The organism is Leifsonia sp. 10L418, assembly GCF_056395445.1.
Window position 1 is genome coordinate 289,516 of sequence record NZ_JBFTJN010000003.1, and the last position, 13,291, is coordinate 302,806.

Here is a 13,291-nt window from a genome sequence, read left to right on the forward strand (position 1 = left end):
CCTAGTAAACGGTGACGCGGGGGGCGATTTCCCCGGATTCGGGGTGCGGAGTCGGGGCGTCGTCCGGCCCCTTCTTCACCGCCTTGATGATGAGTTTGAACTCGACGACCGCGAGGGCGCCGTAGATCAGGGTGAAGGCGATCAGCGAGATCAGCACTTCGACGCCGCTCACTCCGGGTGAGACTCCGTCTTCGGTCTTCAACAGCCCGAACACCAGCCACGGTTGCCGGCCCATCTCGGTGAAGACCCAGCCGACGATCATCGCGGCGAGCGACAGCGGGAAGCTCCAGATCGCGGCCTTCCAGACCCACTTGTTCTTCGGCATCCGCCCCTTGCGGGTCAGCCACAGGCCGACGACAGCGACGAGGATGTGCAGAATGCCGAGCGCGATCATCCAGCGGAACGACCAATAGGTGACCCAGATGATCGGGGTGTAGTCGCCGGGGCCGTAGAGCTGCACGTACTGCTCTTGCAAGTTGTTGATGCCCTCAACCGTGCCGTCGAACGTGTGGGTCGACAGCAACGAGAGCAGGTACGGAATCCGAATCGAGAACAGTTCGTGCACACCGTCTGGCGTGCCGAGCGTGAAGATCGAGAAGGATGCGTTCGCCCCGCTCGCCGTGTGATAGAGCGCCTCGGCCGCTGCCATCTTCATCGGCTGAGCGTCGACCATGGCCAGGCTGAGCTGGTCGCCCATCAGCGTGGTTCCGATGCCGGCGATGACCATCATCCACAGGCCGAGTTTGAGTGCCGGGCGCATGGTGTCGAGGTGCTGGTTGCGGTACAGGTGCCAGGCCGCGACCGAGATGATCAAGCCGGCCGAGACCATGAAACAGGCGAAAATCGTGTGAGGGAACGCAGCGAGAGCGATCGGGTTGCTGAGCAGCTCGCCGATGCTGGTGAGTTCGGCCCGCCCCTTCGCCTCATTGATCTGGAACGCCACCGGGTTCTGCATGAATGCATTGGCCGCGATGATGAAGTAGGCGGATGCCGTGCTTCCGATGACGACCAGCCAGATCGTGGCCAGGTGCAGTTTGCGCGGCAGTTTGTCCCAGCCGAAGATCCAGAGGCCGATGAAGGTGGCTTCCAGGAAGAACGCCACGATGCCCTCGAAGGCGAGCGGGGCGCCGAAGACATCGCCGACGAACCGCGAGTAGTCAGACCAGTTCATCCCGAACTGGAACTCCTGCACGATGCCGGTGACGACGCCCATGGCGAAGTTGATCAAGAAGATCTTGCCGAAGAAGTGCGTGAGCTGCAGGTACTTGACCTTGTCGGTGCGCACCCACGCCGTCTGGAACAGGGCGACGGTGAGTGAGAGCCCGATAGTGAGTGGAACGAAGAGGAAGTGGTAGACGGTTGTCAACCCGAATTGCCACCTCGAGAGGAGTAACGGGTCCAGCCACTCATTCATGTTTTCTCCACTCAGTTGATTGCCATTCTGGGCAACTTCTACAACAAGTAGAACAATACTCTTCTACGTTGCGTAGAAAGCAAATCGAAATGCAGATAAACTAATGCCATGGCAAGTTTGGGTGAGTTGGAACGATCGCTGATGGATGTCTTGTGGGACACCAATCAGGCACTATCTGCGAATGAACTTCGCGATCGGCTTGCCGACCACCGAACCACACCCGCTTCTCGAGAACTCGCCACGACGACAGTGCTCACGGTACTCTCCCGCCTCGAAAACAAGGGCTTCGTCACGCGCGATCGCGAGAGCCGCCCGCACCTCTATCACGCGGTCACGTCGCGGGCAGAGCACACGGCCGAACTCATGCACGAGGTTCTCGGTTCCGGCGGCGACCGCGAGGCCGCGCTGGCCCGTTTCATCGGCAACGTGAGTCCGCAAGAAGCCGATACGCTGCGTCAGCTGCTCGGGAGCGGCACGGTCACTTCACCGGCCGGCGCCCGCTAAGGCCAATGGCCCGACCCCGCCGATAGTCCGACTCCCCCACACCCGCGACAGCCCACACCGACGTGCTTTTCGCTGCCTTCGCTCTCGCGTTTCTCACTGTCGCCCTGGCCTGGCCGGTTCCGATCCTGCTCGCCAAGGCAACCTGGCCGAATCGGGCGCCGGGCACCGCACTCGCACTCTGGCAGGCGATCGCACTGGCCGGCGGGCTGTCGATGATCGGGGCTCTGCTCACCTGGGGGCTCATCCCGTTCGGCGACACGCTTCCGAGCGCTCTCACGTCATTGGCAACTCATCTGCTGAACGGCACGCTGCCGGCACAGACCGGGTTCGACCATTTGATCGCACTCACCGGTGCGATTCTGCTCGGAACCCATCTCATCCTGAATCTGGTTGCGACATTCGTGCGCACCGAGCGCCAGCGCCGCCGACACCACCAACTGGTGCAACTGCTGAGTGAGCCGTTGCCCGATCGGCCGGGCACCCGCGTGATCGAACATGCGGCCCCCGTGGCCTATTGTCTGCCCGGCGCCACCCGCTCGATCACGGTACTGTCGGCCGGGATGCTCAAGCTGCTGCAGCCCGATGAACTGCGCGGGGTCATCGCCCACGAGAAGGCGCACCTCTCGCAGCAACACCACATGGTTCTGCTGGCCTTCAAGTCCTGGCACAGCGCCCTTCCGTGGTTCCCCATCGCGAACCGTTCGGAGAACGCCGTCGCGTTGCTCGTCGAGATGCTCGCCGATGACCAAGCGCGTCACGTCGTCGACGACATCACCCTGGCCCGCGCCATTGCGCTCGTTGGAACAGCCGGTCGATTCGATCCGACAGTGGAGTCCTTCACCGAGACCGCGCACGCGGAGACCGCAGCCGCCGCGGAGCCGGACCACCCCTTCGACATGGTGCTCCCCCGGGTGCGACGGCTGACCGGTCAGTACCCGCCGTTGCCGGTCGCGGCCCGCGTGGCCGTGTTCGCCGGCGCCGTCCTGCTGTTGGCGGTGCCGACGGCGATGCTGCTGTTGCTGAGCTAGTTCCGCTGGTCGAGGAGCGTGCGAGCGCCAGCGAGCCCGCCTCTCGAGCGATGTACTGAGCCTGTCGAAGTGACCTCCGCCGGCCAATCTTCAAACGCAACCAACGTTCAGAGATCGGCCCGCGAGGTTTCGAGACGCTCGCTGGCGCTCGCTCCTCAACCACCGAAGGGTGTTTCTACAGAATTCCAGCCTGCTTCAACCAGGCCGCCGCGATGACATCCGCTGACTTCTGCTCATTGACGCTCTCGGCGTTCAGCGCGACGAGGTCGTCCTCGGTGAGCGCAGCACTGACCTTGTCGAGTACCGCAGCTGCCTTGTCGTCGACCTTCTTCGAGACGATCGGCACGACATTCGACGGGAAGAACAGGTGGTCGGGGTCGGCCAGCGCGAAGAGCTTGCCGTCTGCCCACGCCGGGCTGGCCGTGTAGATGTTGGTCAGCTGGATGCTGTTGTCTTCCAGTGCCTTCACCGTGAGCGGTCCGCCGCCGTCTTCGACGGGGGTGAATCCCGCGGTCACAACGCCGTACTTCTCTTTGAGGGCGGTGGGACCGTATGGCCGTGTCTCCAGTTCAGAGTTGCCGCCGACGATGATGGGCTCCGTGACATTGGTGAGAGAAGCGATGTCGGTGAGGTTGTACTTCTCGGCAAAGGCCTTGGTGACCGTCCACGTGTTTGCATCACTGGCCGCGGCCTGATCCAGGGCACGCAGGTCGGTGGGCAGCGCCTTCGTCAAGGCGGTGTAGACATCTTCGCTCGATGCGCTGACCGCATTCTTGTCGAGTGCCTGCAACAGGTCACCCGTGTACTCAGGGAAGACGTCGATCTTGCCGGCCTCGATCTCGGGCAAGTAGACCTCACGCTGCCCGATCCGGAAATCGCGCTGCACGGTAAATCCTTTGGCCTCGAGCGCCTGCGCGTAGATCTCGGCGATGATTTCGTTGGAGTAGTAGTCCTGCGAACCGACCACGAGGGTCTCGGAGTTCGCCGAACCCGTGTCCCCGCTGCCCAGAGGATTACCGGTTGAACACCCTGACAGGGCGATCATGGCCCCGACCGCGACGGCGCCTACAAGCGCCAGCCGGCCTTTACGTGCTGTGAACATCAGTTCTTCCCTTCCTCGATGGGAGTTCCCATCACCGCCGGCGACCGGGTCGGTCGCGAGCGGACATCGCGGGGGCGTCCAGCTACGACGCCGCGTGGAACAACAAGCCGTTGGGTCAGGGCCAACACACCTTCGAAGGCCAACGCCAACAGGATGACAATAATCGACCCACCGAGCATTTCTGCATAGTTCTGTGTCTTCACACCTTCGAGGATCGGACGCCCCAGGCCAAAATTTGCGACATAGGCGGCCAACGTCGCTGTCGCGACCACCTGCAGTGTGGCTGAGCGGATGCCGCCGATCAAGAGGGGAAGGCCCAGCGGGATCTCGACCTTTCGCACAATCTGCAGCTCGCTCATCCCGACGGCACGAGCCGCGTCAATCGTGCGCCGGTCGACCGCCTCGAAACTGCTGTAGGCACCGGCAAGGATCGGCGGGATCGCCAGAACGGCCAGCGCCACATAGGGCGCCTCCAACCCGATTCCCACCCACAGTGCGACGAGTGTGAGCAAGCCGAGCGTCGGAATCGCTCGGATCCCGCCCGAGAACGACACCGCGAGCCCGCGGCCTCGCCCGGTATGCCCGACGAGGAATCCAAGAGGAATAGCGATCACCGCGGCGATCACGACGGTGACAACGGTGAACAGAATGTGCTGGGCCAGCCGGGTCGGGATGCCGTTCGGTCCGACATAGTTGACCGGATCCGTCAGCCAAGCGAGCGCTTCGGCGAAATAGTTCATGCCGTCACCGCCGGCTCCACGGCAGTCGGTCCACCCTGACCACTGTGCGCTGTTTCGTTCGGCGAACCGTTCACGACACCGCTCGCCCCGTTCGATCCGTTGCTCATCTTCTTCTGACGCCGTGTCCACGGCATCATGAGGCGACCGATCCCGACGACGAGAGCGTCAAGTACGAGGGCGACGGCCACCGTCAACACGATTCCGGCGATGATCTCCGGTTGGATGCTGCGCTGGAATCCGTCGGTGAACAAGCTACCGAGGCTTTGGATTCCAATAATCGCGCCGACGGTGGCCAGGCTGACCGTGCTGACCGTCACCACGCGGATGCCCGCCACCAGCACCGGTCCGGCCAGCGGAAGTTCCACCTTCCAGAACGCGCTCCAGGCCGAGAATCCGACGGCGACGGCAGATTGCCGAACGTCGGCGTCGACCGCGGCGAGGCCATCCGCCACCACCCGCACCATCAAGGCCACTCCATAGAGAGTGAGGGCGATGATCAGGTTGGCCGGCGAACGAACCTCGACGCCGACGACGGCCGGAAGGGCGACGAGCAGCGGAAACGAGGGGATGGCGTAGAGCAGTCCGCAGAGAGTCAGAAGCAGTCCGCGGCTGAGCCGGTAGCGGTTGGCCAACCAGCCGAGTGGGAGCGAGATCACGAAGCTGAGCACGATGGCGGGAAGGCACAGCGACAGGTGGACGAGTGTGAGCTCGCCGAGCAGATCGAGGTTGGACCAGATCCAAGTCACCGGACTTCTCCCTGCGCCTCTCTCTCCCCGCCGGGCGTCGGGGCTGCTGCGACGGGCCTGCTGTTGCCGACAAGAACGCCGGCTACGCGTCCTTCGCTGTCGACGAGCACGTCACTGCCGCCATGACTCTCGACGTGAAGTGCGCGCTTGCCGCGCTCTGCTCCGATGAAGCTCGCGACGAAGTCGTTCGCGGGGGCGCTCAGGATCTGTTTCGGCGAGCCGACCTGGGCGATGAAACCGCCCTGCTGCAGGATGACGACTTGGTCACCGAGCAGAAAAGCTTCCTCGATGTCGTGGGTCACGAAGACCACGGTCTTGTCGAGTTGCTGCTGCAACCGCACGAGTTCCTGCTGCAGCTCGCGGCGCACAATCGGATCGACGGCGCCGAACGGCTCGTCCATCAGCAGGATGTTCGGGTCGACCGCGAGCCCGCGCGCCACTCCGACGCGCTGTTGCTGTCCGCCAGACAACTGGCTGGGATAGCGGTCGGCCAGCGACCGGGGCAAGCCGACCGTGTCCAGCAGGCTCAGCGCATCCTGACGCGCTTTCTTTTTGGGCACCCCGCGCAAGAGGGGAACCGTTGCCACATTGTCGATGACCGTGCGGTGCGGCAGCAAACCGGAGTTCTGCATGACGTAGCCGATGCTACGCCGTAGCTTCACCGGCGGAAGGGTGCTGATGTCGGTGTCGTCGATCTTCACCATGCCGGCCGTCGGGTCGACCATGCGGTTGATCATGCGCAGGAGCGTCGTCTTACCGGAACCGGAGGAGCCCACCAGCACGGTGGTCTTTCGCGAAGGAATGACCAGGCTGAAATCGTTGACGGCGACGGTGCCGTCAGGAAACTGTTTTGTGACTGCACAAAACTCGATCATGGGGTGGCTCATTCCTCGAATGGAGTCGGATCAACACGTGCCAGGTATCAACACAACCATTCTTCGGGGCCAGAGGCAAAAAAGATTGGAACGAGTTGGGATCAGTCTGCGAGAAGCGCGAGTGGATTTGCGGGCCGGGAGGACTGCGGGGCGCTGAGCGAAGCGCTCGGCCCGTAGTAGCCGACCAGGTAGTCGTGCACGACGCGGCGACTCTCGTCGATGAACCGTTCGTCCCCTTGCGGATCGGAGTAGAAGGCACGGGTGATGATCCCGTCGGCCATCTCCAGTGCGACTTCGAGGCGGAAGATGAGGTCGGGCCCGCCGGGCAGGCCGAACTCCTCCGCCAGCACGCGGGCCAACCGGGTGGCGAAGAAGCCGCCGTCGACGTCCTCGCCGAAGGAGGCGCGCTCACGATCGACGAAGCTCATGATGCGGAAGCCCGGCTCGGAACGGTGCAGACCTACATAGGCCGTGATGGCACAGTCGAGGGCGTCCCACCAGGTCTCCGGTTCGCTGATATCCAGCTCAAGGATGACCCGCTCACGGAACCGCTGATCGGCCCGGTCGCGCAGCGCGTTCAGAACAGCGACGCGGTCAGGGTAATAACGGTAGACCGTGCCGATCGAGGCGCCGGCACGCTCGGCGACCATTGCCGTCGTGATGCGGTCGAAACCGATCTCATCTACAACTTCTGCCGCGGCGTCGAGCAGTGCCGACAATCGCGCTGCACTCCGCTGCTGAATGGGCTCCACGCGAATCTGTTGATTCGCAGCTCCAGATCCCACACTGAACATGTCGCCAAACGCCACGGATCCTCCTGCACTAGTGACCTCAATCCTAAAGGAGCCGACGACGTCACTTGCACATCGCCGATCGTGTGTCGCCCCGCTGCCACCGGCCGATCTCCAGCCGGGCGTGCCAGACTGAGTGAGTGCAACATTCTCCCGCCGAACGATCGAACGCGACGGCTCCGGCAACCATGATGCATGGCGCGGCCCGCTTCGAGGATGCGTTGCACAATGTGCGCGATCGGTTCGCACGCCGACGCGGCCACCGACCGACGGTCATCCCGTACACCGGCTATGGTTCAACCGACTGGGCACGCATCCTGTGCCGTGTTCTGCTGACCAAGCCCGCACAGCCCAAACGCAAGGAACCGACCCGCAGTTTTCTGCGTCGGCGAGCCGAGCGTCGCGACGCCGGATTGCGCGGCTGGCGCAGTTTCACCAGCGTTCCCGTGCAGGACGCCTTGGTGACCATTGAAATCGACGGCACGGTACACCAGGTTCAAGCCGACCGCGGCGGCGTCGTCGACGCGGTGGTTTCGGTCGCGCTCACTCCGGGGTGGCACACGGCGCTGCTGCACACCCCCGGGTCTGCCGCCCCGGTCGAATCTCCGGTTTTCATCGTGGCCCCGACTGTGACCACCGGCATCATTTCGGATGTCGACGACACGGTCATGGTGACCACGCTCCCCCGGCCGCTTCTTGCGGCCTGGAACACCTTTGTTCTCGACGAGCACGCCCGGGTTCCCACGCCCGGCATGGCCGTGCTGCTCGACCGATTGGCCGTCGGGGCGCCCGGGGCGCCCGTGATCTACCTGTCGACCGGCGCCTGGAACGTCGCGCCCACTCTCACCCGGTTCCTCTCCCGCAATCTGTACCCGGCCGGCGCGCTGCTGCTCACCGATTGGGGACCGACCCACGACCGCTGGTTCCGCAGCGGCCGCGAGCACAAGCGCGACAACCTGCGCCGTTTGGCCGGCGAGTTCCCGCAGATGCGCTGGATTCTGGTCGGCGACGACGGACAACACGACGAGGCGATCTACAGCGAATTCCAGCGGGAGTTTCCGGACAACGTGGCCGCGGTGGCCATCCGTCAGCTGTCCCCCAGCCAGGCCGTTCTGGCCGGTGGCCGTTCGAAGGACGCTATGCACGGCACGCCGGACGCCCCCTGGTTCTACGGCCCGGATGGCTCGAGTCTCGCCAATCAGCTCGCCGAGCGCGGCCTGCTCTAACCAGCCTCGCGTTTTCTGGCGCCGTCTACTGGCGCGGTCTTCTGGCGCCGTCTTCTGCCGCCGAGCTGTTCTCTGCGAATTCTGGCGCGGTGTATCCCCGTGGGCGCTGGGTAGAACGCGCGCCCGCGGGGATAGCCCGCGCCGAGATTGTTGGGGCCGCTCCTTCGGAGCGGGAAGTCGCAACGGAACGGCTAGGGATACAGCGTCGAGATCGCCCACGAGGCGCCCGCACGCTGATAGAGCACGCGGGTTTGCGGGCCCGTGGTTGAGCCCTGCCAGAACTCGACTCGCTCGGGCGCGAGTGCGTAGACGGCCCACTCAGCATCGACGAGGGCCGGGTCGTCGTGCAGAGCATTCCGCGCACGATCGAAGGCGCCCTGGTAGGCATCCGGAGCGGCGAGCACCTCACTCTGGTGTCCAACCAGAATCGATGCCCGCGCGGTCTCGGACCGCTCACGAAAGTCGCGCGCAGCGGCATCCGCTGAGAGACGAAGAACCGGGCCGGTGAGACGCACCTGGCGGCCAAGCGCCGGCCAGAAGAAGGTGGCCGCCGCGAACGGATGCGCCGCGAGGGCCCGCCCCTTCGGGCTCGACGCGTGCGTGGCAAACTGCCAGCCGTGCTCGTCGAGGGTGGTCAGCAAGACATTGCGCGCGGCCGGCATGTCGTCGTCGCCCCGAGTGGCCAGCGTCATCACCCGGGCGGCGGGTTGACCGGCCGCGACGACTTCGCCCAGCCAACGGAGAAAGAGCTCGTTCGGCGTGGTCGGAAGCGTGGCGACGTCGAGCGGCGGTAGCGCGGCGGGAAACATGGACAAGCTGCGGAGCCACTGCCGCAGGGAGTCAGCCTGATCGGCTGGCGGCGCGGCGGCCGGCGAGGATTCGGGCGTCATCCCAGGAGCGTAGCGAAAATCGGCGCGGCCTGACGGCGGGGCCAGACTGGTTCTACGCTGAAGGCGTCAGCGTGTTCGAGCGTCGGCGCGCTCACGACGGTAACGAAGGAGCAGCGATGAATCAGAATGCTGATCGCTCGATGACCGACCGGATCGTGCTCATCACCGGGGCAACCGGGGGCATCGGACGCGCCACCGCTCTCGGCCTCGCCGAAAGGGGCGCCCACGTCGCGATCACCGGGCGAGACCGGGCACGCACCGACGACACGCGGCGGGAGATTGAACGGGTAGGTGGCGGTGAGGTCCACGCATTCGTCGCCGATCTCTCGTCCCAAGCGGAGGTGCGGAGGCTCGCGGAGGAAGTGCTCGAACAGCTGCCCCGCCTCGACGTGCTCATCAACAACGTCGGCGGTTACTGGAACACCCGGCACGTCACCGTCGACGGCCTTGAGCACACCTTCGCGCTCAACCACCTCGCTCCGTTCTTGTTGACCAATCTGCTGCGTGACCGGCTTACGCAGAGCGCTCCGTCCCGCATCGTCACAGTGTCGTCGAATGCGCAGGCACTCGGCCGGATCGATTTCGGCGATCTCCAGGGTGAGCGCTCGTATTCCGGCTCCCGGGCTTACAACCAGTCGAAACTCGCCAATGTTCTGTTCACCTATGAGTTGGCGAGGAGATTGGAGGGCACGTCGGTGACGGTCAACGCCTTGCATCCCGGCGTCGTGAACACCGGCTTCGGGGCCGACGACCCCGCGCCGATCCAGCGGCTGTTTGTGCCGCTCGCTCGCCCGTTCATGAAGAGCCCGGCCCGGGGAGCAGCAACGTCGATCTTGCTCGCGTCCTCCCCCGAACTCGCGGAGACTACTGGCCGCTTCTTCGCCAACGGCAATCAGGCCAGGTCGTCACCACGCAGCTACAACCAGGCGGATGCCGCCCGGCTCTGGAAGGTGAGCGCGGAGCTGGTCGGTCTGGACCAGTCGGAATGACGACGACCTCGTTTCACCGACCTGCCAGACTTCGACCATGACCGTGATCTTCGAATGCCGCACCGAGCTCGCCACTTCGATGCAGGAGTCCTTCGATCTCGCCCGAAGCATTGACCTGCACATCGACTCGATGGCGCACTCGAACGAACGAGCGATCGCTGGAGTGACGAGTGGTCTGATCGGTCAGGGCGAACAGGTCACCTGGCGCGCACGACACTTCGGGATTCCGTTCCGGATGACGAGTCGGATCAGTCGGATGGACGTGCCGCACTCGTTCGTCGACGAACAGCTGCGCGGACCGTTTCGTTCATTCCGGCACGAGCACACCTTCGTCGAGCACGACGGGCGCACCGCGATGTTCGATCACGTCGCGTTCAGCGCACCATTCGGCGTACTCGGCCGCCTCGCAGAGAAGCTCGTCCTCGCGCGCTACCTACGCCGCCTCATCGAGCAACGCAACCAGTTCCTGATCGTTGCAGCGACTCGGATGCATCGGGACTCGAGCCAGAACTAACCCGCGGCTCCGCTCTCAACCGGTGAGCGGAGAAACGCCCGAAGTGCCCGAATCCATTCCTGCTGCGCATCCAGGTGAGCATCATGCGACGCGGCATCGAGATCCACGCGCTGTGCGTTCACGTTTCCCGCCACGAAGTCGGCCTTCTGGTCAGAGCTGAACATTCCGTTCTCGGCATACACGACGAGGGTGGGCGCGGTTACGCTCCGCCATTCGTCCCAGCGCGGCGTCGCCACGGCATTCATCGTTTCGACCAGGACGTCTGGGTCATATCTCGGCCACAGTCCGTCAGGGCGCTCCTCAAGATCCGTAGCCCACGCCCGCTCAAGCGGCCCGTCACCGAAAAAAGCCAACGCGGCTTGTCGATCGGCGAAAGGAGCCGGCCAGGATCGGAAATAGTCGCCTATCGCTGCGTTCGCGTCAACGTTTCCGCCGACGGCACCGACTTCGAGGAGAACGAGCCGTTTGATTAGATCAGGGCGAGCTGCTGCCACGAGCATCGCCGTATGAGCACCCATCGACTGTCCGACCAGCGCCACCGGTGATCCAACTCTCCGCTCGATAAGGTTCACGATGTCGGCAACGAATGCTTCACGCGAAAGGTCCGCGGGGACGCGCGTGCTCTGCCCGTGCCCGCGTTGGTCGACAAGCAACACCCGATACTCGGGCAGCGCCTCTGCCGTAGCGATGAATTCGGCTGAACTTCCCGCGAGCCCATGGAGCACAACGACCGGGTTCCCGTTGCCGCCGGAGTCGCGGTAGGCGATGGTGATGTCGCCTAATCTCAACTCTCGGTTTTCCATGGGCATGCCGTCAGATTAGCGGTGGATGTCCTCCACAACACCCCATGCGGGAGTGAGTCAGCGTGTGTCGAGCAACCGGTTACCCGCGCAAGCGGTCAAGCCCCCGGTTGATCTGGCGCGCCCAGAGCGGACCCTGATAGAGGAACGCCGTGTAACCCTGTACGAGCGTGGCGCCGGCATCGAGACGCTCGACAACCTGCTCCGCCGTTTCAACGCCACCAACCGAGATCACGCAGAGCTCGGCGGGAACCGACGCACGGATCAGCTTGAGCACCGCGAGGGACCGGGCGTGCAACGGGGCTCCGGACAGTCCGCCGGCGCCGGCCGCCTCGACCACCGCGCCATCCGATTTCAGATTGGCGCGCGACAGAGTCGTGTTCGTCGCGATGATTCCGTCGAGTTTCAGAGAGACGGTCAGTTCGGCGATGCGGGTGACCTCCTCGTCGCTGAGGTCGGGAGCGATCTTGACCAGCAGGGGCGTCGTGCCGGCAGCCGTCTTCACTGCGGTGAGCAGGGGGGCCAGCTGGTCGAGTTCCTGCAGCCCGCGCAGACCCGGCGTGTTCGGTGAGCTCACGTTGACGACGAGGTAGTCGGCGAGCGGGGCGAGCGCCGTGGCGCTCTCCAGATAGTCGGCGGTGGCGTTCTCCACCTCGACCACGCGGCTCTTGCCGATGTTGATGCCGAGCACCGGGCGACCGGCCACGGAGCGAACCTTGAACAGACGAGACACTGCGGATGCTGCGCCACCGTTGTTGAAGCCCATCCGGTTGATCACGGCACGGTCTTTGATCAGGCGAAACAGCCGCGGTGCGGGATTGCCGGGCTGCGCGACGGCGGTGAGCGTGCCCACCTCGACGTGCCCGAACCCGAGCTGGCCGAGGCCGATGACGGCTTTGCCGTCTTTGTCGAAGCCGGCGGCCAGGCCGAACGGCGACTCAAAGCGCAGTCCGAGGGTCGTCACACTCTGATCGGTGCGCGGACGCGTGAACCGATTCACGAGGCGGCCGAAGCCGAGTGTCGGCAATGCCTGAATCACGACGAATGCGAGGTGGTGGGCGCGCTCCGGGTCGATACGGCTCAGCACCTGGGCGAAGAAAAGTCGATACATTCTGGAGTTTTACCGCTCGGTCGAGGTTGCTGCGGACGAGGTTGATGCGAGGTGTTTATACAGACGACGTCGGGGGCTGAACGCGTGTGCCGTCTTGATGTTCTGCGCGCAGCTGAGTGATCGCACTTTCGAAGTCATCGAGCGAGTCGAACGCCTGGTAGACGCTGGCAAACCGCAGGTACGCCACCTCGTCGAGCTCCCGCAACGGCAGCAGAATCGCCAAACCGATGTCATTGGCGTCGATCTGCGAGGCTCCGGTCTGACGAATCGTCTCTTCGACCTTCTGAGCCAGCAATGCCAGGTCGGAATCCGTGACCGGGCGACCCTGGCAGGCCTTGCGCACGCCGGCGACGATCTTCTCCCGGCTGAACGGTTCGACGACACCGCTGCGCTTGATGATGTTCAAGCTCGCTGTCTCGGTGGTGCTGAAACGGCGACCGCATTCGGGGCACTGGCGACGGCGTCGAATTGACAGTCCGTCGTCGCTCGTGCGCGAGTCGATGACTCGGGAGTCTGGGTGGCGACAGAACGGGCAAAACATTGTGTATTCAGCTTACCGTG

The 13,291-nt window shown here is 64.3% G+C and carries 15 protein-coding genes; 5 read left to right on the top strand and 10 right to left on the bottom strand.

Translation table 11 applies throughout. The annotated features are described in order from the left end of the window. Position 1 precedes the first annotated feature (1 nt). A complete protein-coding gene (locus tag AC1DCF_RS09285) occupies positions 2-1,414 on the bottom strand; it encodes a cytochrome ubiquinol oxidase subunit I (protein WP_477210758.1) in 1,413 nt (470 codons plus the stop codon). Positions 1,415-1,522: 108 nt separating this feature from the next. Here AC1DCF_RS09285 and AC1DCF_RS09290 point away from each other — a divergent pair, with 108 nt between their 5' ends. Continuing rightward, positions 1,523-1,918: a BlaI/MecI/CopY family transcriptional regulator gene (locus tag AC1DCF_RS09290; RefSeq protein WP_477210759.1), complete on the top strand. Its 396-nt coding sequence runs from the start codon at positions 1,523-1,525 to the stop codon at positions 1,916-1,918. Positions 1,919-1,980: 62 nt separating this feature from the next. Further along, positions 1,981-2,946 carry a M56 family metallopeptidase gene (locus AC1DCF_RS09295; RefSeq protein WP_477210760.1) on the top strand — a complete coding sequence of 322 codons (966 nt, stop codon included), beginning with the start codon at positions 1,981-1,983 and terminating at the stop codon, positions 2,944-2,946. 175 nt (positions 2,947-3,121) lie between these two features. On the opposite strand, the gene AC1DCF_RS09300 is transcribed toward AC1DCF_RS09295, so the two are convergent. From AC1DCF_RS09300 to AC1DCF_RS09320, 5 genes are all read right to left on the bottom strand, one after another. After that, complete coding sequence (locus tag AC1DCF_RS09300; RefSeq protein WP_477210761.1) at positions 3,122-4,048, bottom strand: ABC transporter substrate-binding protein; 927 nt, start codon at positions 4,046-4,048, stop codon at positions 3,122-3,124. Then, complete coding sequence (locus tag AC1DCF_RS09305; protein WP_441791720.1) at positions 4,048-4,788, bottom strand: ABC transporter permease; 741 nt, start codon at positions 4,786-4,788, stop codon at positions 4,048-4,050. Before AC1DCF_RS09305 ends, AC1DCF_RS09300 begins: the two co-directional genes overlap by 1 nt. Further along, the gene (locus AC1DCF_RS09310) at positions 4,785-5,534 is read right to left on the bottom strand and encodes an ABC transporter permease (RefSeq protein WP_441791721.1); all 750 of its coding nucleotides are present in this window, start codon (positions 5,532-5,534) and stop codon (positions 4,785-4,787) included. The genes AC1DCF_RS09305 and AC1DCF_RS09310 overlap by 4 nt, the downstream gene beginning before the upstream one ends. Next, positions 5,531-6,409, bottom strand: a complete 879-nt coding sequence (locus AC1DCF_RS09315; RefSeq protein ID WP_477210918.1) for an ABC transporter ATP-binding protein — start codon at positions 6,407-6,409, stop codon at positions 5,531-5,533. Before AC1DCF_RS09315 ends, AC1DCF_RS09310 begins: the two co-directional genes overlap by 4 nt. A 101-nt stretch (positions 6,410-6,510) precedes the next feature. After that, positions 6,511-7,161 (bottom strand): TetR/AcrR family transcriptional regulator, encoded by a 651-nt coding sequence (locus AC1DCF_RS09320; RefSeq protein ID WP_477210762.1) that lies wholly within the window; start codon positions 7,159-7,161, stop codon positions 6,511-6,513. Between the two features lie 227 nt (positions 7,162-7,388). Between AC1DCF_RS09320 and AC1DCF_RS09325 the strand changes: the two genes are divergently transcribed. Beyond that, the gene (locus AC1DCF_RS09325; RefSeq protein ID WP_441791733.1) at positions 7,389-8,426 is read left to right on the top strand and encodes an App1 family protein; all 1,038 of its coding nucleotides are present in this window, start codon (positions 7,389-7,391) and stop codon (positions 8,424-8,426) included. A 191-nt stretch (positions 8,427-8,617) separates the two neighbouring features. On the opposite strand, the gene AC1DCF_RS09330 is transcribed toward AC1DCF_RS09325, so the two are convergent. Next, positions 8,618-9,316, bottom strand: coding sequence for a pyridoxine/pyridoxamine 5'-phosphate oxidase (locus AC1DCF_RS09330; protein ID WP_477210763.1), 699 nt, complete (start codon positions 9,314-9,316; stop codon positions 8,618-8,620). Between the two features lie 116 nt (positions 9,317-9,432). Between AC1DCF_RS09330 and AC1DCF_RS09335 the strand changes: the two genes are divergently transcribed. After that, entirely contained in the window at positions 9,433-10,305 is an 873-nt protein-coding gene (locus AC1DCF_RS09335; RefSeq protein ID WP_477210764.1) for an SDR family oxidoreductase, read from the top strand. A gap of 37 nt (positions 10,306-10,342) precedes the next feature. Further along, positions 10,343-10,819: an SRPBCC family protein gene (locus AC1DCF_RS09340; protein WP_477210765.1), complete on the top strand. Its 477-nt coding sequence runs from the start codon at positions 10,343-10,345 to the stop codon at positions 10,817-10,819. On the opposite strand, the gene AC1DCF_RS09345 is transcribed toward AC1DCF_RS09340, so the two are convergent. From AC1DCF_RS09345 to nrdR, 3 genes are all read right to left on the bottom strand, one after another. After that, on the bottom strand, positions 10,816-11,628 hold the full coding sequence (locus AC1DCF_RS09345) for an alpha/beta fold hydrolase (protein WP_477210766.1): 813 nt from the start codon (positions 11,626-11,628) through the stop codon (positions 10,816-10,818). The genes AC1DCF_RS09340 and AC1DCF_RS09345 overlap by 4 nt on opposite strands. A gap of 73 nt (positions 11,629-11,701) precedes the next feature. Continuing rightward, positions 11,702-12,730, bottom strand: coding sequence for a quinone-dependent dihydroorotate dehydrogenase (locus AC1DCF_RS09350; RefSeq protein ID WP_477210767.1), 1,029 nt, complete (start codon positions 12,728-12,730; stop codon positions 11,702-11,704). A gap of 55 nt (positions 12,731-12,785) precedes the next feature. After that, complete coding sequence (gene nrdR, locus AC1DCF_RS09355; protein ID WP_477210768.1) at positions 12,786-13,271, bottom strand: transcriptional regulator NrdR; 486 nt, start codon at positions 13,269-13,271, stop codon at positions 12,786-12,788. Between the last annotated feature and the right edge of the window lie 20 nt (positions 13,272-13,291).

What these genes read in the sequence shown, in the direction of transcription:
- AC1DCF_RS09340 (WP_477210765.1), top strand. Translation starts at nt 10,343, where the DNA reads ATGACCGTGATCTTCGAATGCCGCACCGAGCTCGCCACTTCGATGCAG.
- AC1DCF_RS09305 (WP_441791720.1), bottom strand. Translation starts at nt 4,788, where the DNA reads ATGAACTATTTCGCCGAAGCGCTCGCTTGGCTGACGGATCCGGTCAAC.
- AC1DCF_RS09315 (WP_477210918.1), bottom strand. Translation starts at nt 6,409, where the DNA reads ATGATCGAGTTTTGTGCAGTCACAAAACAGTTTCCTGACGGCACCGTC.
- AC1DCF_RS09325 (WP_441791733.1), top strand. Translation starts at nt 7,389, where the DNA reads ATGATGCATGGCGCGGCCCGCTTCGAGGATGCGTTGCACAATGTGCGC.
- nrdR (WP_477210768.1), bottom strand. Translation starts at nt 13,271, where the DNA reads ATGTTTTGCCCGTTCTGTCGCCACCCAGACTCCCGAGTCATCGACTCG.
- AC1DCF_RS09330 (WP_477210763.1), bottom strand. Translation starts at nt 9,316, where the DNA reads ATGACGCCCGAATCCTCGCCGGCCGCCGCGCCGCCAGCCGATCAGGCT.
- AC1DCF_RS09350 (WP_477210767.1), bottom strand. Translation starts at nt 12,730, where the DNA reads ATGTATCGACTTTTCTTCGCCCAGGTGCTGAGCCGTATCGACCCGGAG.
- AC1DCF_RS09285 (WP_477210758.1), bottom strand. Translation starts at nt 1,414, where the DNA reads ATGAATGAGTGGCTGGACCCGTTACTCCTCTCGAGGTGGCAATTCGGG.
- AC1DCF_RS09345 (WP_477210766.1), bottom strand. Translation starts at nt 11,628, where the DNA reads ATGCCCATGGAAAACCGAGAGTTGAGATTAGGCGACATCACCATCGCC.
- AC1DCF_RS09335 (WP_477210764.1), top strand. Translation starts at nt 9,433, where the DNA reads ATGAATCAGAATGCTGATCGCTCGATGACCGACCGGATCGTGCTCATC.
- AC1DCF_RS09290 (WP_477210759.1), top strand. Translation starts at nt 1,523, where the DNA reads ATGGCAAGTTTGGGTGAGTTGGAACGATCGCTGATGGATGTCTTGTGG.
- AC1DCF_RS09300 (WP_477210761.1), bottom strand. Translation starts at nt 4,048, where the DNA reads ATGTTCACAGCACGTAAAGGCCGGCTGGCGCTTGTAGGCGCCGTCGCG.